Raw genomic sequence first — 23,849 nt, 5'->3', positions numbered from 1 at the left:
GCCACCTTCCCGTCTTCCGTTCTCACTCGACCGCGGCCACCCGGCTCACGTGGCCCCGGTGCTGCTCCCGGACCAGATCCTCGATCCGGGCGCGCAGCGCGAGGAACCCCGGTTCGCGCTTCACCGCCAAGTCGCGCTCGGCGGGCAGCGCCACCTCGACGTCGGCGGCGATCCGGCCTGGGTCGGAGGCGAGCACCACCACCCGGCCGCCCAGGAAGACCGCTTCCTCGACGTCGTGGGTGACCATCAGCACCGTGGTGCCGGTGTCGGCCCACACCTGGCGGATCAGCACCTGCATGTCCTCTTTGGTCTGGACGTCCAGCGCGCCGAAGGGTTCGTCCAGCAGCAGAACTTCCGGCTCGCACGCCAGGGCCCGGGCGATCGCGACCCGCTGCTTCTGGCCACCGGAAAGCTGCTTCGGCAGCGACTTCCGCACGGCTTCGAGCCCGGTCTCGGCCAGGTACCAGTCGATGCGCTTGGCCCGCTCGACCGGATCCAGGGCGAGCAGCTCGAGTCCGAACGCGACGTTCTTCTCGACGCTGCGCCACGGGTAGAGCGCGCCGGCCTGGAAGACGAGCCCCCGGTCCGGCCCGGGCCCGGTCACCGGGACGCCGTCGAGCACGATCTCGCCCTCGGTCGGCCGGCTGAGCCCGGCCACCAGCGACAGCAGCGTCGACTTGCCCGAGCCGCTCGCACCGACGACGCAGACGAACTCGCCGCGCAGCACTTCGAGGTCGACGCCGTCGAGCGCGCGCGTGACCCGGCCGCGGACGGTGTAGTCCTTGGCGACGTTCCGCAGTTCCAGCGTCATGCCGCCCACTTCCCGACCCGCGTGCGCAGCAGGCGCAGCAGGACGTCGATGGCGAGCCCGGCGATCCCGATGACCACGAGCACCGCGAAGATCTTGTCGGTCTGCAGGAACCGCTGCGCGCGGACGATCCGGTAGCCGAGGCCGGCCGAGGAGTTGATCAGCTCGGCGACGACCACGAAGTTCCACGCCGCGGCGGCGTTGACCCGGATCGCGTCGATCATGCCGGGCAGCGAATGCGGCACGACGATCTTGCGCAGCACCTCGCCGCGGCGCGCGCCGAGCGTGTAGGAGACGTCGATGAGCGAGTCCGGCACGCCGCGGACGACGTCGGCGGTCATCAGCGTGTTGAAGAAGACCGTGCCGATGAAGAGGATGGCGATCTTCGACGGCTCGCCGAGGCCGAGCCAGATGATCAGCAGCGGGATGAACGCGCTCGCCGGCAGGTAGCGCAGCAGCCCGATCAGCGGCTCGAAGAACGCCTGCCCCGCGGTGAAGGAGCCCATCAGGATACCGAGCGGCACGGAGACGAGCACGGCGAGGCCGAAGCCTTCGAGCACCCGCTGGGTGGTCGTCCAGAGGTCGTCGAAGAGTTCACCGGTGCCCGCCATGTCCACCCCCGCCTCGAGCACCGCGGCCGGGGACGGCAGGAACGTCGCGTCGACGGCCCCGCTGATGCTCAGCACGACCCACGCCAGGAACGGGACGGCGAACGACAGCACCGCGAGCGTCCAGCGGGACGCCGCGGAAATGGGCGTGCGCAAGGAGAAAAGCGGCGAAGCGGACGGCTTCAGCCCGGCCCGGCGGGGCAGCGGCGGCCAGTCCGGCCGTCCGCCGCCCGCCCGGCCGGCCTCCTGCTGCTCGGCGAGCCGCTGCTCCGCCTCCTGCGCCTCGGCGGCCCGCGCCTCGGCCGTGCTCGCCGGGGTGGTGCGCTGGGTCGGACCGCTCACTGGGGGGCGGCCTTCACGAACTGGTCGTCGAACAGGCCGTCGAGCGAGGGCCGCTGCTGGGCGAGACCGGTGCCGACGATGAAGTCGACGATCTTGTTCGCCTGGAAGTCGAGGTGCTGCGCGGTGACACCCGGGGTGAACGCGTCGATGTTCTGCTGCCGCGTGAAGATCGTGGTGCCGGCGTCGTAGGACTTGTAGTCCGCATCGGACACGCCACCGCGCTTGGCCATGATCTTCACGGCCGCGTCCTTGTTGTTCTTGATCCAGGTCAGCGTCTCGAACCAGGTGTTGACCAGCGCCTGGACGTCCTTCGGGTGGTCCTTGACCAGCTTCTGCGACGTCACGAGGTGGTCCGGGATGGCGCCGGGGAATTCGGCCGACGTCGAGATCGCGCGGCTGCCGGCGCGCTCCAGCGCCGTCGAGGTGAACGGCGCGAACGCCGCGACCGCGTCGACCTGGCCGCTCTTGAACGCGGCCGCGGCGGCGTCGGTCGGGAGGTTGACGAGCTGGATGTCCTTTTCGGTCAGGTTCGCCGACTGCAGTGCGAGCAGCAGCAGGTAGTGGTCGACCGCGCCCTGCTCGACGGCGACCTTCTTGCCCTTGAGGTCGGCGATGCTGGTGATCCCGTCCCGGGCGATGACCTTGTCGTTGCCGGTGGAGTTGTCGTTCACCAGCACGATCGACAGCTTGGCGCCGCCGGAGACCGACGACAGGGTGTCGTTGAGGGTCTGGCTGTTGGCGTCGATGGCGCCGCTGGAGAGCGCGTTGATGCTGTCGGTGTAGTTGTCGAAGTACTTGAGGTCGACGTTGACACCGTTCTTGGCGAACAGGCCCTGCTCCTGCGCCACCTGCCAGGGGAACCAGCCCGGCCAGGCGCTGAACCCGATGGTGACCTTGTTGCCGCTGCCGGAGGCGGAGCTGTCGCTGCACCCCGAAAGCGCGGTGACCCCGGCGAGGGTCAGCAAAGTCAGGAGCACCGTCAGCAGACGGGGGCGAGGACGGGAAATCACAACGAGACTCCAGGATGCGGGGGAAGTGGAGTGGTGCCGTACCAAAGGGGGAATTGCGCTGCTCGGGGCTACAGGTGGTGACGACGGGAAGGGGGATCTCGTCGAGCTGCGCTACCGCGCACGGTCATCGCTGCTCACTTCCGGCCGCACCTGATCGGGTCATCGCGAGAGAACGCGGACAGGAAGAACCTACGCTCAGTGAATTCCCGGCACTCGGCGCACCGGATCAGCCACCCCTGTCCCTCTCCCGGCGGAGAGCCTAGCGAGTGACACAAGATCCCCACAACGTCCGCCAGTACAGCCGAACGAGTGACCGCCAGCTGGGCTAACCAGCACGGATTCGCGAGTTTCAAGATCAACTTTTGAGGTGTTTCTGTCGGCCGCCCGGTCAATTCGTGCGCGTGCGCGTGCGGGGATGGCGTGCAACTGCACGACCGATCACCCCTAGTCGTTACCGCGACGGCACGGAGTGCCGAGATCATCACCGAGAGCGAGCCGGCGGATCCGAACGGTCGTTCGGAATCAGCCGGCCGCCATCCCGGAAATCGAACACCTGTCCGCATCGGCCGATACCGCACCGGTCCGGGATACGCCCAATGATTCCCGGACTGTTAACACGCTGGAAACAATTCCACCCGGCCGCGGAATTTCGATCAACTGACAGATTTAGTCAGGTCGTAAACGGTCGTGCCGCCCACCGAGAGTGGCGCGAAGTTCTGCTCGACCCACGCCTGGATCTCCCCGGCGGTCCCGCGGCCGCCGCCGAAGCCCCCGCGACCACCGGCGACGTAGTAGTGGATGTCGCCGTCGGCGACGTACTGCCGGAACTGCTGCAGCGTCGGCGCCGGGTCGCTGCCGCTGAAGCCGCCGATCGCGAGCACCGGCCGTCCGCTCGCCAGGGCCAGGCCCGCCGACTGCATCGCCCCGCTCTGCGCCGCGGCCCACTTCGTCGTCGTGCCCTTCAGCAGGTCGATCACCGCGGTGTCGGTCTCCCCCGCCCCGAAGCCGCGCTGGCCGAAGCCGCGTCCACTCGCGACGGACGGCCCGGACGACGGCGTCCCGCCGGAGTGCGCGGTCGCGGCCGTCGCCAGCGTGAAGGACGCCGTCCCGAGCAGCGCGCCGCACAGGCCGAGCACGGCCACGACCGGGCCGAGCCGCCGGAAGCGGTCGGCGCCGAAGAGCAGGCCCCCGATGGCGGCGGCGCCGGAGACGAGGAGCGCGTAGCGGACCCACGGCTGCCAGTCCGGCGTCCGCGCGAGGAGGAGGAAGGCCCAGACCGCCGTCACCGCGAGCATGACGGCGAGCACCGCGCGAGCCGCGAAGTTCGCCCGGCCGCGCCAGAGCTCGCGCGCGGAAATCGCCAACGTGGCGACGATCCCGGGGGCCAGGGCGACCGTGTAGTACGGGTGGATGATGCCGCTCATCGTGCTGAACACCAGCGCGGTGACCACCAGCCAGCCACCCCACAGCAGCAGCGCCGCCCGCGTGCGGTCGGTGCGCGGCGCGCGGCGGGTGAACCACAGGCCGGCGACCAGCCCGATGACGGCGGCGGGCAGCAGCCACGACGCTTCGCCGCCGAACTCGCCGGAGAACAACCTGGTCAGGCCGGCCTGGCCGCCGAAGCCGCCACCGCCGAAACCACCCCGGGCGCCGGCGGGCAGCTCCAGGCCGCTGGGCAGGTCCAACCCGGCGGGCGGCGTGCCCGCCCGGCCGCCGCGCCCTTCGCCGAAGATCCGGCCGAGGCCGTTGTAGCCGAAAGCCAGTTCCAGCACCGTGTTGTCGGTCGAGCCGCTGATGTAGGGCCGGTCCGCGACCGGCCAGAGCGCGACGGCCGCGATCCACCAGCCGGCGGAGACGAGCACCGCGCCCGCCGCGGCGAACAGCTGGCCGATCCGGCGGCCGAGCGATGTCGGCGCCGCGACGGCGTACACCAGCACGAACGCGGGCAGTACGAGGAAGGCCTGCAGCATCTTGTCGAGGAACCCGAAGCCGATCGCGACCCCGGCGAGCACCAGCCACTTCGTGCTCGCGTGCTCCAGCGCCCGCACCACGCAGTAGGCCCCGGCGACCAGCAGCAGCACGAGGAAGGCATCGGGGTTGTCGTAGCGGAACATGAGCGCGGCGACCGGCGTCAGCGCGAGCCCGGCCCCGGCCAGCAGCCCGGCACCGGGCCCCGAGAGCCGGCGCACGGCGAGGTAGAGCAGGCCGACGGACGCGACCCCGGCGAGCGCGTTCGGCACCAGCAGGCTCCAGCTGGAGAAACCGAAGAGCCGGCCGGACAGGCCCATGATCCACAGCGAAAACGGCGGTTTGTCGACGGTGACGACGTTGCCCGGATCGAGCGAACCGAAGAACAGCGCCTTCCAGCTCCACGTGCCGGCCTGCGCGGCCATCGCGTAGAAGTCGTTGGCCCAGCCGGTCTTCGCCAGGTCCCACAGGTAGAGCAGCGCGGTACCGGCCAGCAGCGCGGCCACGGAAGGGTTGACCCACCGCGGTTTCCGGACGCTAGCGGGCGGCTGGGGCTGGGCGTGTTCGGGCGCCGACAGCGTGGTCGTCATGGCGTCCACCGTGTCGGCGATGCATGTGGTGAACTTGTGCCGAAGCTGTGCACCAGCTGTGCATCAACCCCGGACGGGTGCTCACTGCGGCGCCGCCGCCCGGAAGGTGATCTCGAACTCCGTGCGTCCCGGGCGGCTCTGCACCCCGACCCGCCCGCCGTGCGCCGCCACCACCGCGGCCACGATGGCCAGCCCGAGGCCGGTGCTCCCCGCCGCGCGGGACCGTGAATTGTCGCCGCGGGCGAAGCGCTCGAAGATGTCCGGGAGGATTTCCGGGGAGATGCCCGGGCCGTCGTCGGCCACCCGGAGCCGGACGATTCCGTCCGATGTGGACAGTGTGGTCGTCACCGTCGTGCCCGGTGGGGTGTGCGTGCGCGCGTTGGCGAGGACGTTGATCACCACCTGGTGCAGCTGGCCCGCGTCGCCGCGGACGCCGATCGGTTCGCCGGGGACGTCCATCAGCCACTTGTGGTCCGGGCCCGCGACGTGCGCGTCCGCGACGGCGTCGGCCACCAGGCGGCACAGGTCCACCCACTCGTGCACCACCGGGCGGCCGGAATCCAGCCGGGCGAGCAGCAGCAGGTCCTCCACCAGCGTCGTCATCCGGCGCGACTCGGACTCGACGCGGCTCATCGCGAACGCGACGTCCGGGGGCACCTGCTCGCCGCCGCGGCGGGTCAGCTCGGCGTAGCCGCGGATCGCCGCCAGCGGGGTGCGCAGCTCGTGGCTCGCGTCCGCGACGAACTGGCGGACGCGGTTCTCGCTCGCGTGCCGCGCGGTCAGCGCGTTCGCGACGTGCTGCAGCATCCGGTTCAGCGCCGAGCCGACCTTGCCGACCTCGGTGTTCGGGTCGGTGTCGGCCTCCGGGACGCGCTCGGACAGCGCCACTTCGCCGCGGTCCAGCGGCAGTTCGGAGACGCGCGTCGCGGTCGCGGCCAGCCGGTCGAGCGGTTGCATCGTGCGCCGGATCGTCGCCGCGCCGACCGCGCCCGCCACCAGGATCCCGGCGAGGGCGACCCCGCCGAGGATGAACCCGAGCTGCCAGAGCGTCTCGTTGACGTCCTTCAGCGGCAGGCCGATGACGGTCTTTTCGCCGCGGGGCGACGTCGTCGAGACGACGCGGTACTCGTGGAGGTTGCCGCCGAGGTCGATGCTCCGCTGCTTCCCGTCGGCCGGCAGGGCGAGGAGCGCCAGCACCTGCTCCTTCGAGATGCCGCGTACCGGCGGCTTGCGCTTCGACGGCACGCCGACGCTGGAGTCGAGCACGCCGGCCTGGGCGACCGGGCCGGACTGGACGACGGCGAGCGTGCCGTCACCCTGCCCCAGCGCGCGCAACGGGTCCGGTGGCGGCGCTTCGCCGTACGGCCAGGCCGACCGGTCCGGCGCGTGTGCGGCGCGGTCGCTCGCCGCGGCCAGCCGCTTGTCCTGCTGGCCGACGAGGAACTCGCTCAGCGCGAACTCGGTGACCACGCCGACGACCAGGCACACCAGGGCGAGCAGCGCGGCGAGCTGGACGATCAGCCGCCGCCGCAGCGACCACGGCCGGCGGACGCGCTCCGGTTCAGCCTGCGGGCTTGAGGACATACCCGGCGCCCCGCATGGTGTGGATCATCGGCTCGCGGTCGGCGTCGATCTTCTTGCGCAGGTAGGAGATGTAGAGCTCGACGATGTTGGCCTGGCCGCCGAAGTCGTAGCTCCACACGCGGTCCAGGATCTGGGCCTTCGACAGCACCCGCTTGGGGTTGCGCATGAGGTAGCGCAGCAGCTCGAACTCGGTCGCGGTGAGCGGCACCAGGTCGCCGCCGCGGTGCACCTCGCGGCTGTCTTCGTCCAGGGTGAGGTCGCCGACGACGAGCGTCGACCCGCTCGCCCCGGTCACCCCGCCCGCCCGGCGCAGCAGCGCGCGCAGCCGCAGCGCGACCTCCTCGAGGCTGAACGGCTTGGTGACGTAGTCGTCGCCGCCCGCGGTGAGCCCGGCGATGCGGTCCTCGACCGCGTCCTTCGCCGTCAGGAACAGCACCGGCAGGTGGGGCGCCTCGGACCGCATCCGGCGCAGCACTTCGAGGCCGCTGAAGTCGGGGAGCATGACGTCGAGGACGACGGCGTCGGGGCGGAATTCGCGCGCGATCCGGACCGCTTCGGTGCCGTCGCCCGCGCTGCGCACCTCCCAGCCCTCCATCCGCAGGGCCATCGAGACGAGCTCGGCCAGCGTCGCCTCGTCGTCGACGACGAGGACCCGCACCGGGCTCCCGTCGGCGCGGCGGAGGTCGGCCTTGCCAGCGCCGGGTGACGTGGCGTTCATAGCGGTCATAGTGCCACCTTCCCGGCCCGGCGTCGGTGTTCGCTGTGCGGTGGCTGTGCATTTGCTGTGAAGGTTCGCGCTTTTGAGGCCGCTTTCGAGCCGCTTTCGAGGCACAGCGCCCGCTGACGTGCCGCACAGCTCAAACACAGCCCAGGCGGCGAACCTGAGCGGGACCAGTGCGGGCACCCCCGGAGGGACACGATGACGACCGAGCCAATGCCGAACACCCAGCCCGAGGGCACCAATTGGGGCGATCCGGCCCCGGCGGCGCCGAAGAAGGGCTGGTCCGGCAAGAAGACGGCGATCGCGGCGGGCATCGCCGTGGTGATCGCGGCGGGCGGCGGCGCGGCGATCTGGGCGGGCACCAGCAGCGCCGACAACACGGCCCAGGGCCCCGGCGGCTTCGGCGGCCCGGGCGGACCAGGCGGGCCAGGCGGCGGTCAGTTCCGCGGCCAAGGCATGCCGGGAGCCGGTATCGGCGGCGGAATGGCAGCAGTGCGCGACGCCCTCCACGGCGACTTCGTGGTGTCGAACGGCAACGGCGGTTACACGACCGAGCGCCTGCAGACGGGCGACGTCACCGAGCTGAGCGCCACCTCGGTGACGCTGACCAGCAAGGACGGCTACAAGCAGACGTACACGCTCGACGCATCGACCCAGAAGACGGGCGACGTGAAGACGGGCGACACGAACGTGACGGTGGTGGCAAAGGTGGACGGCCAGACGGCAACGGCAACGTCCCTGGGCAAGGGCTTCGAGCCGGGCCAGCGCCAGCCGGGCCAGCGCCGCGGCGGGTATTCGACCCGCCCGACGAGCTGACCCGCGCCCGGCGGCAAAGACCCGGCCGGGCGAGCGGCTGGGCGCCTCGCCATTTCCCGGCGAGCCGTCCCAGGGCCAGGCGAGGTGACCCGCCCCAGCGCGCCAACCGGCGCTCGGGCGGGCTGGCGGCTGGCGGCTGGCGGCTGGCGGCTGGCGGCTGGCGGCTGGCGGCTGGCGGCTGAGCGACCGAACCCGTCCGGCGACCCAGCCCGCAGCCGGGTCGCCTGCGGCCTGGACCCAGCGCGCTGATCCGCGGCCAAGCTGGCCGCCTGCTCCGCCCCGCGCAACCTGGCGCGCACCCGCAGCGAGGGGCACCCACCCGACCCGGCGCACCCCGCGCCACCAACATCCCAGCCATCACCCCACCAGCCAGGGAACGCCCCGCTGCCGCGTACCCCTCCACGCCGCATCGGGGCGTTTCCGTCCCTCCTGCCCACCCGTTAAGGCAGAGTTGCGGGTGTGCAGGACATCCGGGGGTCGCTGAGACGGCAGTCGCTGCTGGTCGCGCTTGTCTGCGTGGTCTGCGACGCCGCCCTCTTCGGCCTTCGCGGCCCTCTCGGCGAGGCCGGGTGGCGGGCCTGGGTCGCACTGCTCGGCGGGGTCGCCGTCAACGCCGCCCTCGCCGGGGCCGCGCGGTACTCCGGCTGGGTCGCCCTCGCCCACGCCGTGCTCTTCGTCGGTGCGCCACTGCTGCTCTGCACCTGTCACGGGTACGTCACCGGCAACAACGCCGGGATCCTCATCGCCGGCTACCGGGCCGGGGCCTGGCTGCGGCCGCGGCCCGCCGTGCTCGCGCTCGGTGCCCTGGTCGCCGGGGTCACCGCCGGCTGCATCGCCGGCGGCGGGCGCACCGCCTCCGACTGGCGGCTCGTCGCCATCAACGTCAGCGTCTCCGCGCTGCTGCCGTGGCTCGTCGGCCGGTACACGACCGCCCGGCGCGCCTACATCGCCGACCTGGAACGCGAAGCCGACGAACGTCGTCAGCACGAAGAAGAAGCCATCAAACGGGCCGTCCTCGAGGAACGCACCACCATCGCGCGCGACCTGCACGACGTCATCTCCCACCACGTCAGCGCCATCGGCGTGCACGCCGGCGCCGCCCGGCTCGGCCTCCCCGACGGCGCCGAACCGGCGCGGAAGTCGCTCGGCGCCGTCGAGTCGGCGAGCCGCTCCGCGATGGCCGACCTGCGCCGGCTGCTCGACCTGCTGCACGCCGAAACCGACGTCGAACAGCCCGGTCTGGACAACCTCGACGAGCTGGTCGAGACCGTCCGCGCGGCCGGCCTGCCGACCCGGCTGACACTGCGCGGCGAGGCCCGCGAACTGCCCGGCTCGCTCGACGTGGCGCTCTACCGGATCGCCCAGGAAGCCCTTACCAACGCCCTGCGCCACGGCCAGGGCCCGGTCGAGGTCGAGCTGAACCACGGCCGCACCGAGGTCGTGCTCACGGTGACCAACGGCCTGCGCGCGGACCGGACGGCCGAGGGCGAGCACGCGCACCGCGGCCTGACGGGCATCCGCCAGCGCGTCACCCTGTTCGGCGGCCAAGTCTCCTACGGCGAGGCCGCCGGGCTCTGGCAGCTGCGCACGACCTTCCCGGTGGAGAGCACATGATCCGCGTCCTGCTGGCCGACGACCACGCGATGTTCCGCTCCGGGATGCGCGCGCTGCTCGACACCCAGCCTGACTTCACCTGCGTCGGCGAGGCGTCCGACGGCCGCGAAGCCGTCGCCGAGACCGCCCGCCTGCGCCCGGACGTCGCCGTCCTCGACGTCCGGATGCCCCGCCTCGACGGCCTCGCCGCGACCGAGGCGATCCTCGCCGCGCCGGGCAACGACACGCGCGTCCTCGTGCTCACGACCTACGACGCCGACGAGTACGTCTACCGCGCGCTGCGGGCCGGCGCGAGCGGGTTCCTGCTGAAGAGCCTGGCGCCGGAGGAACTCGTCGCGGCGATGCGGGTGGCCGCCCGCGGCGACGCGCTGATCGACCCGTCGGTCACGCGGCGGCTGGTCGCGAAGTTCGCGGCGGTCCTCGAACCGGCGGCCGCCGAACCCCCGGAGCTGGCCCGGCTGACCTCCCGCGAACGCGAGGTGCTGCTGCTGCTCGCCGGCGCCTGCAGCAACGCCGAGATCGCGCGGAAGCTGCACGTCGGCGAGGAAACGGTCAAAACGCACGTGTCCCGCGTGCTGAGCAAGCTCGGGCTGCCCGACCGGGTGCACGCCGTCGTCTACGCCTACCGCCACAAACTCGTCCCGGACGAGCGACCCGCCTAAGCTGACCCCATGAAGCGGTGGATCACCCTCGCGGCCGGGGTCGTGCTCGTGCTCGTCGGCGCCGTCTGGGTGCTGCAGGGCATCGGCGTCATCACCGGCAGCTTCATGACCGGCCAGAAGCTGTGGTTCCTGATCGGGCTCGCCGCGTTCCTGGTCGGCGTGGTCCTGATCGCCGCCAACTTCACGCGGCGGTGACAACCGGGGCTTCGCCCCGGGCCGGGGGCTCCGCCACCCGGACCCCCCGAAAAGCGCGCAAACCTACTTCGTGAAGATCTCGAAGATCGGGTAACCCGGCGCGATCTCGCGCAGCTTCTCGTCCGAGGCCTTGGCGTCGACGCCGTCGAAGAACACGCCGACCTCGAACTTCCAGCGCTTGAGGTAGGCGCGCAGGATGCCCGGCTTCTCGTCGTGGGCCAGCTCGCGGAAGGTGAACGCCTCGACGCGGCGCCCGACGCGCAGCGTGCCCTGGCCGGCCGCCCGCAGGTTGCGCACCCACTGCGTCTCGCCACGCGGGGCGACGAGGTAGCGGACGCCGTCGATGGTCAGCAGGTTGACCGGCACCGACCGCGGCTCGCCACTCTTGCGGCCGACCACCGTCAGCACGCGGCTGCCCCAAACGCTCACGCCCAGGTTGGTCAGCTTCGCGACCAGCTCGTTGAACGCGTTGGTCGACTTCTTCGGCTTGATGTAGCGGGTCTCGGTCATGATGTCCTCCGAAGCTTTGGGAGAGCAGTGCTCTCGGTTAAGAGCAGTGAACACCAGAGCGCCGCACTCTGTCAAGAGCACTGCTCTCTGTTTTGTGCAGCGCTCTCGTCGTGGCACACTGATCACCATGACCGCCACCCGCACCGCACGCGAACGTGCCCGCGCCGAACTGACCCAGGAGATCAAGGACGAAGCCCGCCGCCAGCTCGCCGAAGTCGGCGCGCACGGGCTTTCGCTGCGCGCGGTGGCCCGGGAGCTGGGCATGGTGTCGTCCGCGATCTACCGGTACTTCCCGAGCCGCGACCGGCTGCTGACCGACCTGATCGTCGACGCCTACAACGCGATCGGCGAAGCGGCCGAGAAGGCGGACCCGGGTACCGGCGACCTGCGCGAGCGCTGGCTGGCGATCTGGCAGGGCACGCGCGACTGGGCCCGCGCCCACCCCCACGAGTACGCGCTGATCTACGGCTCCCCGATCCCCGGCTACGCGGCGCCGCAGGAGACCGTCGTGCCGGCCGCCCGCGTCGCGCTCGCCCTGGTCAACGTGCTCACGCACACCGAGTTGCGCGACATCGACGGCGAAGTCCCGCCCGAGCTGCGCGCCCAGGCCGAGTCGCTCACGAAGGTCCTCGGGATCATCGCCGGGCCCGAAACCGTGGCCCGGCTGCTGATGGCGTGGACCCAGCTGTTCGGCGCGATCAGCTTCGACCTGTTCGGCCAGTACGTCGGCAGCGTCGACCCGGCCGACGCGTTCTTCGCTCACTCGGCGAGGCGGATGGCGGAGTTCGTCGGCCTCTAGGCTGGGGCGGGAGTCCAACGGCGGAAGGCGGCACGACGTGACGGGGTGGGCCGGGAAGGTCGGCAGGATCCGGGTGATCGGCACCGGGGTGATGGGCCGCGGGATCGTGCAGCTGGCCGCGACCGCGGGGGTGACCGTCGAGCTGGCCGACGTCCGGCGCGAGGCCGTCGCCGAGGCGATCGAGTACGTCGGCGGGATGGTCGGCAAGCTCGCCGCCAAGGGCAAGCTGAGCGAGGACGCCCAGGCCGTGAAGGACCGGCTGGTCGCGGTGGACGCGCCCGACGCGCCCGCGGACGGTGTCGACCTCGTCGTCGAAGCCGTCCGGGAGGACCTCGCGACGAAACGCGCCCTGTTCGCGAGCCTCGAATGCGTCTGTCCACAGGAGACGGTCTTCGCGACGAACACGAGTTCGCTGTCGGTCACCGAGATCGCCGCCGAGCTGGCCGACCCCGGCCGGCTCATCGGCCTGCACTTCTTCAACCCGGTGCCGCTGATGCGCCTGGTCGAGGTGGTCCCCGGCGCGCGCACGCACGGCCGGCTGCCGGGCGAAGCACTCGAACTGGTCAAGAGCTGGGGCCACGAGCCGGTGCTCGCGAAGGACGCGCCCGGCTTCCTGGTCAACCACGCCGGCCGCGGCCTCAACACCGAGGCGCTGCAGATCCTCGCCGAGGCGCTGGCCGGGCCCGCCGACGTCGACCGCATCGCCCGGGACGTGCTCGGCCTGAAGCTCGGCCCGTTCGAGCTGCTCGACCTCACCGGCCTCGACGTCTCGCACGCCGTCCTCGAAAGCATCTGGAGCGGCTTCCACGGCGACCCGCGGCTGCGGCCGTCGTGGCTGACCCGGCCGCGCGTGGCCGCCGGCTTGTTCGGCCGGAAGAACGGCGAAGGCTTCTACACCTACGCCGACGGCAAGCAGCAGGTCACCGACGAGCCCGCCGCCCCGCCGAAGCCGACGAGCCCGGTGTTCACCGCGGACGAGCACCTCGCCCGCGCGCTGTCGTCCGCGGGCGTGCAGGTGGTTTCCGACGCCTACCCGGACGCGGTCCTGCTCGTGCCGCTCTACGGGGAATCCACAGTGGACGCCGCGATCCGCGCCGGGCTGCCGCCGGCCCGCGTCGCCGGCGTCGATCCGCTGGGCGGTTACGAACGCCGGCTGACGATGTCGGTGCACCCCGGGCTCGACCCGGCCGCCGGCCGCGCCGCGTGGGGCGCGCTGGCCGCGACCGGCCACCCGGTGACGGTCGTCCGCGACGGGCCCGCCCCGATCGCGCAGCGCCTGCTGGCGTCGATCGTCAACACGGCTTGTTTCATCGCGGGCCAGCACCTGGCCACGCCGGCGGACATCGACACGGCGGTCCGCCTCGGCCTCGGCTACCCGCGCGGCCCGCTGGCCTGGGGCGACCTCGTCGGCGGCGACGTGGTGCTGCGCATCCTGCGCGGCCTCACCGCGGCCACCGGCGACCCCCGCTACCGACCGAGCCCGTGGCTCACCGAGCGCGTCGCCCTCGGCCTGCCGCTGACGGCGCCCGGGACGACGCCGGCCGAGCTGAGTCAGTCCTAAGAGGACGCGGCCGGCCGGACGTCCGCGGACCCGCCGGCCGATCGAGCGGTCAGCACGGCCGCCGCCGGAAATCTTCGTGGTGGGTCACCAGTGGTGGTCCCGTGCTCCGGCGGCGGAGGTGTAGGTGAGGTAGCCGCCCTCGAAGTCGCTGCGGTAGCCGCCGTTCGTCACGTATTCGTCCGACTTCGGGTAGTGCAGGTAGGAGTACTCCCAGCCGAGCGTGGCCCAGCGCTTCCGGATTTCGCCCTTCACCATGTGCGCGCCGGTGGTTCCCGTGTAGTAGATCGAGCCGCCGGTGGTGAAGTGGTTGTAGCGGCCACGGCCGTTCGGCGTGCCCAGCTCATCGGTGGTCGGGTAGCCGAGACCGCGCTCGTAATCCAGCGCCGCCCACTTCTTCCGGATCTCCCCGTAAATGGCGTGCGCGCCCGTCCCCGTCGTGTAGTAGATCGAGCCGCCGCCGGTGAAGTGGTTGTAGCGGCCACGGCCGTCCGGCGTGCCGAGTTCGTCAGTGGTCGGATAGCCGAGACCACGCTCGTAATCCAGCGCCGCCCACTTCTTCCGGATCTCCCCGTAGATCGCGTGCGCGCCCGTCGCCGTCGTGTAATAGATCGAGCCGCCGCCGGTGAAATGGTTGTAGCGGCCACGGCCATCCGGCGTGCCCAGCTCGTCGGTCGTCGGATAACCCAAGCCACGCTCGTAATCCAGCTCGGCCCACTTCTTCCGGATCTCGCCGGAGATCAGGTGCGCGCCCGTCGCGGCGGTGTAGTAGATCGATCCCACCGTGCCGTTGCTGAGGAAGTGGTTGTACTGGGCCACTCCGTCCGGTGTCGTCGACGTGTCGGACGACGGCGGCCCGAGCACGCTGTGCCCGCCGAAGGCGAGGTACTTGTCCAGCACGGGACCGGTGCTGTACCTGGTGCCGGTCTCCGCGCTCCAGTACAGCCGGCCGTTCGCGTACACCCGGTAATGGACCGGGCCGTCGGTGATCTCGGCCGCCACCGGTGCGCCGAGCGTCGCCCGCAGCGCCGCGTCGGCGCCGTAGCGCCGGTCGATCGGGGTCGTGTAGTTCGCCGTCAGCGTCAGGTCGCCGCTGCCGACGGTGACGATCCAGGTGGGGCCGGCCGGACCGCCCTGCCAGCCGGAGAATTCGGAGGCGCCGTCGATGGCCAGCGGCGCGGCCTCGACGTCGAAGGAAGCGCCTTCGGTGACCATGGCCGAGCTGACGCCACCCTCCACCGGGATGCTCAGCGAGGCGGGTTGCGTGCCGCGCAGGGTGATCCGGTGCTGCCGCGGCATCGCCGTGTACGTCTTGGACGTGGAGACGCCCGCGCTGTCGGTCGCCGTCGCGGTGAACTCCATCCGGGAGTCCGGGTGCGCGGGGAACGGCTGGGCGAAGCTCGCCCCGGTGCCGCCGGCGCCGGGGTGCGCATGACACGTCGCTTCGCTCGGGCAGTGCCGCACCGCCGTGGTCCAGGTGATCGGCAGGGCGCCGTCCTCGGCGTCGGTCGCGGTGGCGCTCACGGCGACCTGCTGGTTCACGGCGAACGTCGTGGTGCCGGGCGGGGTCAGCGTGAGCACCGGGGTGCGGTTGCCGGGCGCGACCGCGATGGCGACCTCGCCGCTGAGCCCCAGCGGGTCCCGGACCCGCAGCTTCGCGGTGAACGACGCGGTGCCCGCCGCGTAGGCGTGCGACACGTTCGGACCGGCGTCGGCCGCGGTCGTTCCGTCCCCGAAGTCCCAGTCGTAGACGAGCGCGTCGGCGTCGTAGTCGACCGAGGCCGAGCCGTCGAACGACACCGTGCGCGTGCCCGGGTTCGTCGACGTCGTCGCCTTGGCCACCGGGGCGGTGTCGCCGGCGGAATAGCTCAGGCGGCGCAGGTTGCCGGACAGGATGTCCGCGAAGACGATGTCGCCGTTCGGCGCCGCCGCGAACTTCACCGGGCCGCCGATATCGGTGAAGACCGGCGGGTTCTGCGGAGCCTGCGTGACCCGGCCTTGGTCGTCGTAGCGCAGCGTCCAGATCTTGTTCGCCACGTAGTCGCCGAAGAAGTACGAACCGCGGTAGGCGGCCGGATAGCTGGATCCATTGTAGACAATTCCGCCCGTGACGCTGTTGCCCGTCATCACCCCGGCGCCGTGCGGCAGCTCGAACAGGGGCGGCTGGTTCGGCACGCCGGCGCAGCCCGCGAGGTCGGTGTAGCCCGGCGTCCGGTGGTTGCCCTCCCAGCACGGCCAGCCCTGGTTGGCGCCGCGCTGGACGACGTCGAGCTCTTCCCAGCTGACCCAGCCGACGTCGCCGGCCACCGGCAGGCCGAGGCCCGGGTCGATGCCGAAGCGGAACGGGTTGCGGAACCCGCGCGCGAACACCTTGCTCGCGGTCGAGCCCGGGTTCGCCTCGTCGTAGTACGGGTTCCCCGGCACGCCCCGGCCGTCGGCGCTCAGGTGGAGGATCTTGCCGTAGGGCTGGTTGACGTCCTGGGCGCGCAGCGCGGCCGGATCCGTCATCCGGTAGTCGCTGTCGTCGCCGACGGACAGCCACAGCGTCCCGTCCGCGGCGGCGAGGACGGTGTCGATGCCGTGGACGTCGGAGGTGCCCGGCGCCTCGAAGACCGGCCGCTCGCCGCTCAGGCCGGTCGGCGCGCCCGCCGCGTCCACGGTCACCGTGAACCGCGACAGCCGCATGACGAAGCCGCCGGCGGTGTTGATCGACCGCGTGAGGTAGATGGCCCGCGACGTCGCGTAGTCCGGCGCCACGGCCAGCCCGACGAGGCCGAGGTCCCCGTCGGCGTGGACCGGCAGCGTCGCGATCGTCCGGCCGGCGCCGGTGCCCGGCAGCCAGCGGATGACTCCGTCCTTGCCGGTGGCGAGGACGGAGTTGTCCGGCAGGTAGCCGAAGTCCGTGAGCCGGTACGCCCCCAGCCCGAAGTCGGTGTCCTGGAGCACGAACCCCGGCGGGAGCGTCGCCGCCGCCGCCACTCCGGTGGACACGACGGGCAGCAACGCCGCCGTCAGGGCTGCTGCGAGCAGCAGGCGAAGCTTCCGCACGGCCATGTGGCCCCCTTCCCAAGCGATCATTTGTCGCAAGATCAGGAGGACCAGTTGCAGCAATCCGGATTACTTCATCCGAATGTGACCTACACCACGTGACGGACCGTAGCGATTTACGGGACAACCTGCACGATGTCGCCGAGGTGCAGCGTGTTGAAGAACTTCAGGGACGCGCCCGCCGAGAGGTGGATGCAGCCGTGCGAGTACACCGAGAGGCTGCCCGTGTGGAAGGCGTCACCCGGGTAGAAGAAGACCGAGTTCGGCATCTCCGCGTTGTCGAATTCCTTCGACAGGTGCATCTTCTCCTTCGACAGCACGTGGAACGTGCCGGTCGGCGTCTCGTTGCCCTTGCGGCCCGGCAGCATCGGCACCGGACCGTAGACGACCTTGCCGCCGTCCAGCAGCCACGCCTTGTGCGCCGAGAGGTCGACGCAGGCGGCGGTGCCCGAAGCCGCGGCCGCGGCCGCGCACGGGACGCCGGGGTCCGGCGCGGGCTTGGGCGCCGGCTTCGAGGTCGGCGTCGGCTTGGGCTTCGGCTTGGCCGAGGTGCTGGTCGGCGCCGGCTTCGTGGACGACGACGGGGTGGGCGTCGGCGTCGGCGTCGGCACCGTGACGGTGGTGGTCGGCGTGGGGGTGGTGCTCGAGGTCGTCGGCGTCCCGCCGCCGGTCCCCGCGGCGACGGCCCCGCCGCCCGCGTTCGAGCCACCGGCCGAGCCCCCGCCCGAGCACGCGGCCAGCACGAACGCGGTGGCCAGCGCGGCCGCTCCCGCCAGAAGCCTTTTCACGATCCGTTACCCCCAGCTGTTTCGATCATCGCGTTTGGACACCGGTAAAGACGGCGTTCACCCGTTCGAGGTTCGTCGGAAAAGGTCACGATTTGGGCAGCCGGCGTCAACCCGGGGGTTGACACGGGGTTCCACCCGGGACCGATCCGCGGACCGACGCCTCCGGGACGCCGGTCGCCGAAGCTGGGAGCAACCATCGAACTCCACGGGGGAGCCCGAAATGCCCAGCGCCCAGAACGTCCTGCTCTACGCCGCCATCACCGGCCTCGTCCTGTACAAAGTCGTCTACCAGCAGGTCCGCGGCACGCTGCTCGACCGCCGGACGCTGTTCGCCATGCCCCTGCTGCTCACGGTGGTGGGCGCGTACCTGACGCTGAAAGCGCTGTCCGGCGCGTCCGCGGCCGAGCTGGGCCTGCTGGCCGTCGACCTGCTGGTGCTCGCCGGGCTCGGCGTGCTGCGCAGCACCACGACCACCCTCACCGAACGCGACGGCACGACGTTCCAGAAGGGGTCGGCCGTCACGATCGGGCTGTGGGTGCTGACGGTCGCGGTGCGGATCGGCGTGGTCGCGCTGGGTACCGCCCTCGGCATCACGGGCCCGCTGACCTCGGCGTCGATCGCGCTCAGCCTCGGCTTGAGCATCGCGGTGCAGAACGCGACGACCTACCGGCGCATCCAGCGCCGTGGCCTGCCGCTCGCCGCCCGGCGCCCGGCGCTCAGCCGCTGACGCGGCCCAGCATCCGGGCGTACATCCGGCCCGGGCTGGGCACCGACGGCGGCACCAGGAAGCCCGGCAGCGGCGGCAGCCCGCCGACGAACGCGCCGAGCCGCTCGTACAGCGCGGCGGCGCCGGCCGGGCGAGCTTCCGGATCCTTCGCCAGCATCTCGGCGAGCAGCCTGTTCAACGGTTTCGGGACGCCGGGCACCGGCGGCGGCAGCTCCTTGACCTGCCGCTCGAACACCGCGTACGCGGTGGGCCCCTCGAAGAGCCGCCGCCCGGTGAGCATCTCGTGCAGCACGCAGCCCAGCGCGTAGAGGTCGCTGCGCGGTTCGGCGCCGCCCCGCTGGATCTGTTCGGGAGCCATGTACGACGGCGTCCCCAGCAGCTGCCCGGCCCGGGTGAACTGCGCCGCGTCGGCTACGCGGAGCACGGCCAGCCCGAAGTCCATCACCTTGACGCCGCCGTCGGGCCCGAGCATCAGGTTCGCCGGCTTGAGGTCGCGGTGGCAGACGGCGAGCGCGTGGGCGGCGGTCAGCACCGCGCACGCCTGCGCCGCGATCGCCGCGGCCCACGGCACCGGCAGCGGGCCGTGCTCGGCGAGCAGGTCGGCGACCGTGACGCCGTCGACGAACTGCATGACCTGGAACAACCGGTCGTCGTGGGTGCCGTAGTCATACAGCGTCGGGACGCCGGGGTGGTCGAGCGTCGCCAGGATGCGGGCCTCGCGGGCGAAGCGCGCTTCCAGCTCTTCGTCACCGCCCGGCAGCCTGAGCAGCTTGATCGCCACCCGGCGGCCCAGCCGGCGGTCGAACCCGCCGTGCACCGCGCCCATCCCGCCGCGGCCGAGCGGCAGCTCGTCGAGCTCGTAGCGGTCGGCGATCAGCATCCGTTCCCCTATTGGCCCGGCCTGAGCCGTCCTCCGACAAGTCCAGCGAAGCCTAGCCGGACCAGCTCGCGGCCGGTTTCGGCCGTCTCGCGCAGAACCGCGTCGAACTCCGCCAGCTGCCGGAAGACCTCGCCGTACTCGCGCTGAACGGCAAGCGAGACGCGCGGGATCCGCACGCGCCTGCTGTCGATCCGGGTCGACGCCGACGCGGCGGGCAGGTCGGCCGCGCGCAGGCAGCCGGCGAGGAACTCCGCGTCCAGCCGCCCGGAGTCGACTCGGTACACGGTGAGCCCGGCACCCACCGGCCGCGGTTGTCCACTGTGGACGTACGCGAGGCCGGTGACCGACGCGACGACGTCACCCGCCTCGGCCAAGGGGTGCTCGGCGTCCGCGCGCACCGGCGCGTACCTGACCTCGACGACACCGGCCTTGGCCAGCTCCCCGATGGTCGTGAACGCCGGTTCGGCGGCCGCCGCTTCGAGGGGCGGCAGCTCGGGCGTCAGCGCGGCGAACCGGGCGCGCACGGCCTGGAAGGCCTGCCCGGGATCCTCGTCCCTGGTGCGGCGGCGGGCCGGCGTCAGGTCGACGTCGTCGTCGAGCAGGTCGATGATCCGGACGCCGGATTCCGGGTGCGCGCCGAACTCCCGCCAGCTTTCTTCCACTGTGGACAGATCGTCGCCCGCTTCGCCGAGCAGCACGGTGGACGGCGCTCGCTCACCGGGGGCCGGCCGCCGCAGCAGCCAAAGGTCCGGGCCAGCCGGCGTCAGCGTGACGACGGCCCGGACCGCGCCCGCCCGCAGCAGGTTGCCGCGGATGCGCTTGCCACTGCGCCGCCCGGCCGCCGCGCCCGGCATCAGGATCACCACGGTGCCACCGGGTTCGACGTGCGCGAGGCAGTGCTGCACCCAGGCGAGCTCGGGTTCGCCGCGCGGGGGCAGGCCGTACTCCCAGCGCGCGTCGCCGACCAGTTCGTCGTGCCCCCAAGCCCGTTCGTTGAACGGCGGGTCGCACAACACCGCTTCGGCGGTGCGGCCGGCGAAGGCGTCTTCGCGCAGCGCGTCGACCGCGTGGACCTCGGCCTCGATGCCGCGCAACCGCAGCCGCAAGGCCGCGATCGACGCCGTCATCGGGTCGCTGTCCTGCCCCAGCACGGTTTTTGCGCCGCTCGCCAGCGCGAGCGCGCCGAAGCCGCACGCGGGGTCGAGGATCGTGGACACCGGGCCGGCGAGCCGGGCCATCAGCTCGGCGATCGGTTCCGGGGTGGCCGGCAACCGCCGTGAATGCGCCTCGAAGTACCGGCGGCACACCAGTTCGAACGCTTCGACCGGGCCCGCCTGGTGCGTCAGCTCGCTGAGCAGGGTGAGCAGCTCCGGGTCGTCGAGCTTGCTGTCGAAGGTGTCGAAGACGCCGGCCTGGAAGGCGAAGAAGCCGCCCGCGCGGCTGACGCGCTCGGCCAGGTCGAGGTCGTCACCGAGGGCGCGCAGGCGCTGCCACGCGCGTTCGCCGGCGCTCAGCTCGAACTTCTTGCCGCGCGCGCGGAACCAGCCGGCCACGGCGGAGAGGCCGAACAGCGGGCTCGACGCCGTGCCGCCGACCGGCGGCGGGAAGTCCGGGTAGCGGCGGCGCCAGTTGCTGACCGCGGCCCGCCCGACCCCGGCGAGCCGCGCGATGTCGGCCGCGCTGACCGTGGCATCGTCGTCCATGGCGAGGACTCTATCGGAGGATGCTCCATTCAGCCGAGACGCTTGTGAACTCAGTCAACCAATGCTTTCATGGGAGGCATGACACACGATCGGTACGTCCTGCGGTACGCCGCGGGGTCGGACGTCGGCCAGCGTCGCCGGGTCAACGAGGACGCGGTGTACGCGAGTTCCCGCCTGCTCGCCGTCGCCGACGGCATCGGCGGCCAGCCGCACGGCGAGGTCGCCAGCGCGACGGCGGTCGACGTGCTGCGCGAACTGGAAGTCGACCTGCGACGGCTCGATCTGACGAACGTGGACATGGCCGCGACGCTGGCCGGGGTGGTCAAGTCGATCGACGCGCGGCTGCACGAAGTGGTCTCGCAGGAGCCGACGACCGAAGGCATGGGCACCACGCTGACGGCCCTGCTGTTCGACGGCGCCGAGTTCGCGGCGGCCCACATCGGCGACTCCCGCGGCTACCTCCTCCGCGACGGCGGCCTGCGCCGGCTGACCCGCGACCACACGCTCGTGCAGGCCCTGGTCGAGGACGGCCGGGTCGCCGCGGAGGACGCCGAGTCGCACCCCCGGCGTTCGCTGCTGATGAAGGCGTTGCAGACGGCGGGCTCCGGTGACCCCGACATCTGGACGTTCAAGGCGAAGCCGGGCGACCGCTACCTGCTCTGTTCGGACGGCCTGAGCGGCCCGGTCTCCGAGGCGACCCTGCGCGACGTCCTGGCGGCGGGCGCGGAGCCGGCCGAGGTGATCCCGGAGCTGATCCGCCTGGCCAACGAAGGCGGCGGCCCGGACAACATCACGTGCGTGGTCGCCGACGTCACGGCCTGACCCACCTTCACTGGTGACCCAGGCCATCCGGTATCGTCTTCTGCGGAGGATTGGCCGAGCGGCCTAAGGCGCACGCTTGGAAAGCGTGTTGGGTTCACGCCCTCGCAGGTTCGAATCCTGTATCCTCCGCCGCAGTAACCAGCGGAAACGCCGGGTGCCCCACCTTCGGGGCACCCGGCGTTTCTCGTCTTAGTCTCAGTTCTAGTCTCACTTGCCCCTGGTCAGCCCCCTTCGGAGCAGCATCCCTGCCCAGGAAGAGCCTAGGCCGGAGCCCTCGCCGAGCCAGGCGGTCAGGACTGCTTGCGACACTTGCCGGCCATCCTTCGCGCAACCACGCACCTAGCCGGCCAACACTGGAGTTCGTGGGCGCTACCGCATGGTCGTAACGCCCTCGAACAAAGACCTGCTCCGATCAATCACCTAAATAGGTTCAACTGACACTCAGAGTAATCAGCTCTGCCATACCTCTCACACCCACGCGGTGCACCTCAAGGCTCGCTGGTCAGGCGTGACTCGAACAAAGTCGACGGGATATCGTGCAGACATGCCGAGCGACGAGGAAATGTACGACATCAGTAGCGCTGATGATCGCGCCCTGCGCGACGAGGAACTCGCCGACCTCGTCGACACCGAAGCTGCCCCCGCAAGAGTGACCTACTCGACGCAGGACTTCAGCATCGACGGGTTGGTGAAGCGACTCAACCGCAAGTCGATGATGGTTCCACAATTCGGACATAGCGATGAACTAATAAAGGTAGCCGGCTTTCAACGCGGCTTCGTGTGGTCGAAGGCGCAAATGGATCGATTTGTTGAGTCATTATTGCTAGGCTATCCAGTGCCAGGCATATTCCTCGTCAAGCAAGCCGATGATAACCGAATGCTAATTTTGGACGGCCAGCAGCGGTTGATCACTTTGCAGCATTTCTACGGTGGCCTATATCGAGGGAAGGAATTTACTCTCGATAACGTCGGTGACGAGTTCAAGGGCCTAACTTACCGAACACTCGATGAGAGTTTACAGTTCAAACTGGACGACTCGTACATGCAGGCAACAATAGTCGCCGCCGACGGCTCACCCGAAGTCGATGACGCCATATTTCAGATTTTCGAGCGCCTCAACTCGGGCGGAACACAACTGACTCCACACGAAATCCGAGTATCATTGGCCGCAGGACCACTGATGTCGTCGATCGAGAAGTTGAATAACGGTGATGACTGGCGGAAGCTCTACGGTACCCGATCGAAGCGCATCAGGGACCACGAGCTCATCATGCGAATTCTTGCCCTGTATTCGAACAGTGCGAACTACGCTCGCCCACTGAAGAGCTTTCTCAATACGTTCGCTCGCAATAACCGAAGCATCGAAATTGCCAACGAAGAGCGTGGAGTGCTGTTTCGAACAGCATGCGAGTTGATTAATTCTAGTATCGGCCCGAAAGCATTTCGACGCCCTGGTGGCAGCCAGGTAAATACCGCCCAAGCCGAAGCAATTTGCGTTGCCGTGATGAAATCCATTGCCGAAGGGAGTACTCCGAGTAACCTATCGGAACGATTTGATCGACTCCTCGATGATTCTGAGTTCATCAAGCACACCGGGAGGGCTACGGCCGACAAAGACGCAGTGGATACGAGGCTCACGCGCGCACAGGCCGCCCTCAGCTGATGCCCGCATTCAAGCCGCACCGCGCCACGATCCGACAGCGTCTGGCCGACCTTAAGGAAGTTCAAGAGTGTCTACGTAACCTCGATACGAATCAGCCAGATGCTGTATCTCGCTCCTTGGCCCGCTACCTCACGGTGAGAGCTGTCGGCTACATAGAAGCGGTCCGTGATGACCTGGCAGACTTATACGCGTTCACCACAGGCAATGCGCGACTTCATCGACGGATCACCCATCACTTGCGGGGAGGTCTTGGAGCAACCCCCGACCAGCTTCTCAAATTCGTGGGCTCCTTCGATACAGCTTGGCGCGACTCGCTGGAAGCCCTACTAAATGCTGATGACCAACGCCTTCGCGAACAACTTGATGCGCCCCGGGTCTGGTGCAGGTCTCGTTATCTGTCACCGAGCCCGGGCAGGCTCGACAGGCTGATCGT

The 23,849-nt window shown here is 70.6% G+C and carries 21 protein-coding genes and 1 tRNA gene; 11 read left to right on the top strand and 11 right to left on the bottom strand.

Going from position 1 to position 23,849, the window contains the following annotated elements; translation table 11 throughout:
• Positions 1-22 precede the first annotated feature (22 nt).
• From C2L58_RS43775 to C2L58_RS43750, 6 genes are all read right to left on the bottom strand, one after another.
• Positions 23-811: an ABC transporter ATP-binding protein gene (locus C2L58_RS43775; RefSeq protein WP_103343546.1), complete on the bottom strand. Its 789-nt coding sequence runs from the start codon at positions 809-811 to the stop codon at positions 23-25.
• Positions 808-1,758 carry an ABC transporter permease gene (locus tag C2L58_RS43770; RefSeq protein WP_103343520.1) on the bottom strand — a complete coding sequence of 317 codons (951 nt, stop codon included), beginning with the start codon at positions 1,756-1,758 and terminating at the stop codon, positions 808-810. The genes C2L58_RS43775 and C2L58_RS43770 overlap by 4 nt, the downstream gene beginning before the upstream one ends.
• Positions 1,755-2,768 (bottom strand): ABC transporter substrate-binding protein, encoded by a 1,014-nt coding sequence (locus C2L58_RS43765; RefSeq protein ID WP_199191719.1) that lies wholly within the window; start codon positions 2,766-2,768, stop codon positions 1,755-1,757. Before C2L58_RS43765 ends, C2L58_RS43770 begins: the two co-directional genes overlap by 4 nt.
• A 653-nt stretch (positions 2,769-3,421) precedes the next feature.
• On the bottom strand, positions 3,422-5,326 hold the full coding sequence (locus C2L58_RS43760) for a glycosyltransferase family 39 protein (RefSeq protein ID WP_199191718.1): 1,905 nt from the start codon (positions 5,324-5,326) through the stop codon (positions 3,422-3,424).
• 81 nt (positions 5,327-5,407) lie between these two features.
• The gene (locus tag C2L58_RS43755; RefSeq protein WP_103343519.1) at positions 5,408-6,910 is read right to left on the bottom strand and encodes a sensor histidine kinase; all 1,503 of its coding nucleotides are present in this window, start codon (positions 6,908-6,910) and stop codon (positions 5,408-5,410) included.
• Positions 6,888-7,637 (bottom strand): response regulator transcription factor, encoded by a 750-nt coding sequence (locus tag C2L58_RS43750; protein ID WP_103343518.1) that lies wholly within the window; start codon positions 7,635-7,637, stop codon positions 6,888-6,890. Before C2L58_RS43750 ends, C2L58_RS43755 begins: the two co-directional genes overlap by 23 nt.
• Before the next feature lie 192 nt (positions 7,638-7,829).
• Between C2L58_RS43750 and C2L58_RS43745 the strand changes: the two genes are divergently transcribed.
• The 4 genes from C2L58_RS43745 (at position 7,830) to C2L58_RS43725 (ending at position 10,918) form a co-directional block, all read left to right on the top strand.
• Positions 7,830-8,447 (top strand): hypothetical protein, encoded by a 618-nt coding sequence (locus tag C2L58_RS43745; RefSeq protein WP_103343517.1) that lies wholly within the window; start codon positions 7,830-7,832, stop codon positions 8,445-8,447.
• Positions 8,448-8,906: 459 nt separating this feature from the next.
• Positions 8,907-10,061, top strand: coding sequence for a sensor histidine kinase (locus C2L58_RS43735; protein ID WP_103343516.1), 1,155 nt, complete (start codon positions 8,907-8,909; stop codon positions 10,059-10,061).
• A complete protein-coding gene (locus C2L58_RS43730; protein WP_103343515.1) occupies positions 10,058-10,723 on the top strand; it encodes a response regulator in 666 nt (221 codons plus the stop codon). Before C2L58_RS43735 ends, C2L58_RS43730 begins: the two co-directional genes overlap by 4 nt.
• Before the next feature lie 9 nt (positions 10,724-10,732).
• Positions 10,733-10,918: a hypothetical protein gene (locus C2L58_RS43725; RefSeq protein ID WP_103343514.1), complete on the top strand. Its 186-nt coding sequence runs from the start codon at positions 10,733-10,735 to the stop codon at positions 10,916-10,918.
• Positions 10,919-10,981: 63 nt separating this feature from the next.
• Here the strand turns inward: C2L58_RS43725 and C2L58_RS43720 are convergent, their stop codons facing one another.
• Positions 10,982-11,428, bottom strand: a complete 447-nt coding sequence (locus C2L58_RS43720) for a nitroreductase family deazaflavin-dependent oxidoreductase (protein ID WP_103343513.1) — start codon at positions 11,426-11,428, stop codon at positions 10,982-10,984.
• Between the two features lie 127 nt (positions 11,429-11,555).
• On the opposite strand from C2L58_RS43720, the gene C2L58_RS43715 reads away from it, so the two are divergent.
• Positions 11,556-12,227: a TetR/AcrR family transcriptional regulator gene (locus tag C2L58_RS43715; RefSeq protein ID WP_103343512.1), complete on the top strand. Its 672-nt coding sequence runs from the start codon at positions 11,556-11,558 to the stop codon at positions 12,225-12,227.
• Positions 12,228-12,264: 37 nt separating this feature from the next.
• Positions 12,265-13,788 carry a 3-hydroxyacyl-CoA dehydrogenase gene (locus tag C2L58_RS43710; RefSeq protein ID WP_103343511.1) on the top strand — a complete coding sequence of 508 codons (1,524 nt, stop codon included), beginning with the start codon at positions 12,265-12,267 and terminating at the stop codon, positions 13,786-13,788.
• Positions 13,789-13,872: 84 nt separating this feature from the next.
• Here C2L58_RS43710 and C2L58_RS43705 read toward each other — a convergent pair whose 3' ends face one another.
• Positions 13,873-16,839 carry a PQQ-dependent sugar dehydrogenase gene (locus C2L58_RS43705; protein ID WP_103343510.1) on the bottom strand — a complete coding sequence of 989 codons (2,967 nt, stop codon included), beginning with the start codon at positions 16,837-16,839 and terminating at the stop codon, positions 13,873-13,875.
• Positions 16,840-16,949: 110 nt separating this feature from the next.
• A complete protein-coding gene (locus C2L58_RS43700; RefSeq protein ID WP_103343509.1) occupies positions 16,950-17,621 on the bottom strand; it encodes a L,D-transpeptidase in 672 nt (223 codons plus the stop codon).
• Between the two features lie 220 nt (positions 17,622-17,841).
• Here C2L58_RS43700 and C2L58_RS43695 point away from each other — a divergent pair, with 220 nt between their 5' ends.
• Complete coding sequence (locus tag C2L58_RS43695) at positions 17,842-18,348, top strand: hypothetical protein (protein WP_103343508.1); 507 nt, start codon at positions 17,842-17,844, stop codon at positions 18,346-18,348.
• On the opposite strand, the gene C2L58_RS43690 is transcribed toward C2L58_RS43695, so the two are convergent.
• On the bottom strand, positions 18,338-19,228 hold the full coding sequence (locus C2L58_RS43690) for a serine/threonine-protein kinase (protein WP_103343507.1): 891 nt from the start codon (positions 19,226-19,228) through the stop codon (positions 18,338-18,340). The genes C2L58_RS43695 and C2L58_RS43690 overlap by 11 nt on opposite strands.
• A gap of 8 nt (positions 19,229-19,236) precedes the next feature.
• The gene (locus C2L58_RS43685) at positions 19,237-20,931 is read right to left on the bottom strand and encodes an HsdM family class I SAM-dependent methyltransferase (protein WP_103343506.1); all 1,695 of its coding nucleotides are present in this window, start codon (positions 20,929-20,931) and stop codon (positions 19,237-19,239) included.
• A gap of 78 nt (positions 20,932-21,009) precedes the next feature.
• On the opposite strand from C2L58_RS43685, the gene C2L58_RS43680 reads away from it, so the two are divergent.
• From C2L58_RS43680 to C2L58_RS51105, 4 genes are all read left to right on the top strand, one after another.
• Positions 21,010-21,753 (top strand): PP2C family protein-serine/threonine phosphatase, encoded by a 744-nt coding sequence (locus C2L58_RS43680; protein ID WP_199191717.1) that lies wholly within the window; start codon positions 21,010-21,012, stop codon positions 21,751-21,753.
• A gap of 44 nt (positions 21,754-21,797) precedes the next feature.
• Positions 21,798-21,882 (top strand) — tRNA-Ser (locus C2L58_RS43675).
• A 415-nt stretch (positions 21,883-22,297) separates the two neighbouring features.
• The gene (locus tag C2L58_RS43670) at positions 22,298-23,416 is read left to right on the top strand and encodes a DUF262 domain-containing protein (RefSeq protein WP_103343504.1); all 1,119 of its coding nucleotides are present in this window, start codon (positions 22,298-22,300) and stop codon (positions 23,414-23,416) included.
• The coding region (locus C2L58_RS51105; RefSeq protein WP_233226261.1) for a hypothetical protein at positions 23,416-23,849 on the top strand (434 nt) is incomplete at its 3' end. The genes C2L58_RS43670 and C2L58_RS51105, both read left to right, overlap by 1 nt.

Origin of the sequence: Amycolatopsis sp. CA-126428 (assembly GCF_002904335.1) — a bacterium.
GTDB lineage: Bacteria > Actinomycetota > Actinomycetes > Mycobacteriales > Pseudonocardiaceae > Amycolatopsis.
The sequence above is the reverse complement of the archived record's forward strand: the minus strand, read 5'-3'. Positions and strand labels throughout refer to the sequence as shown.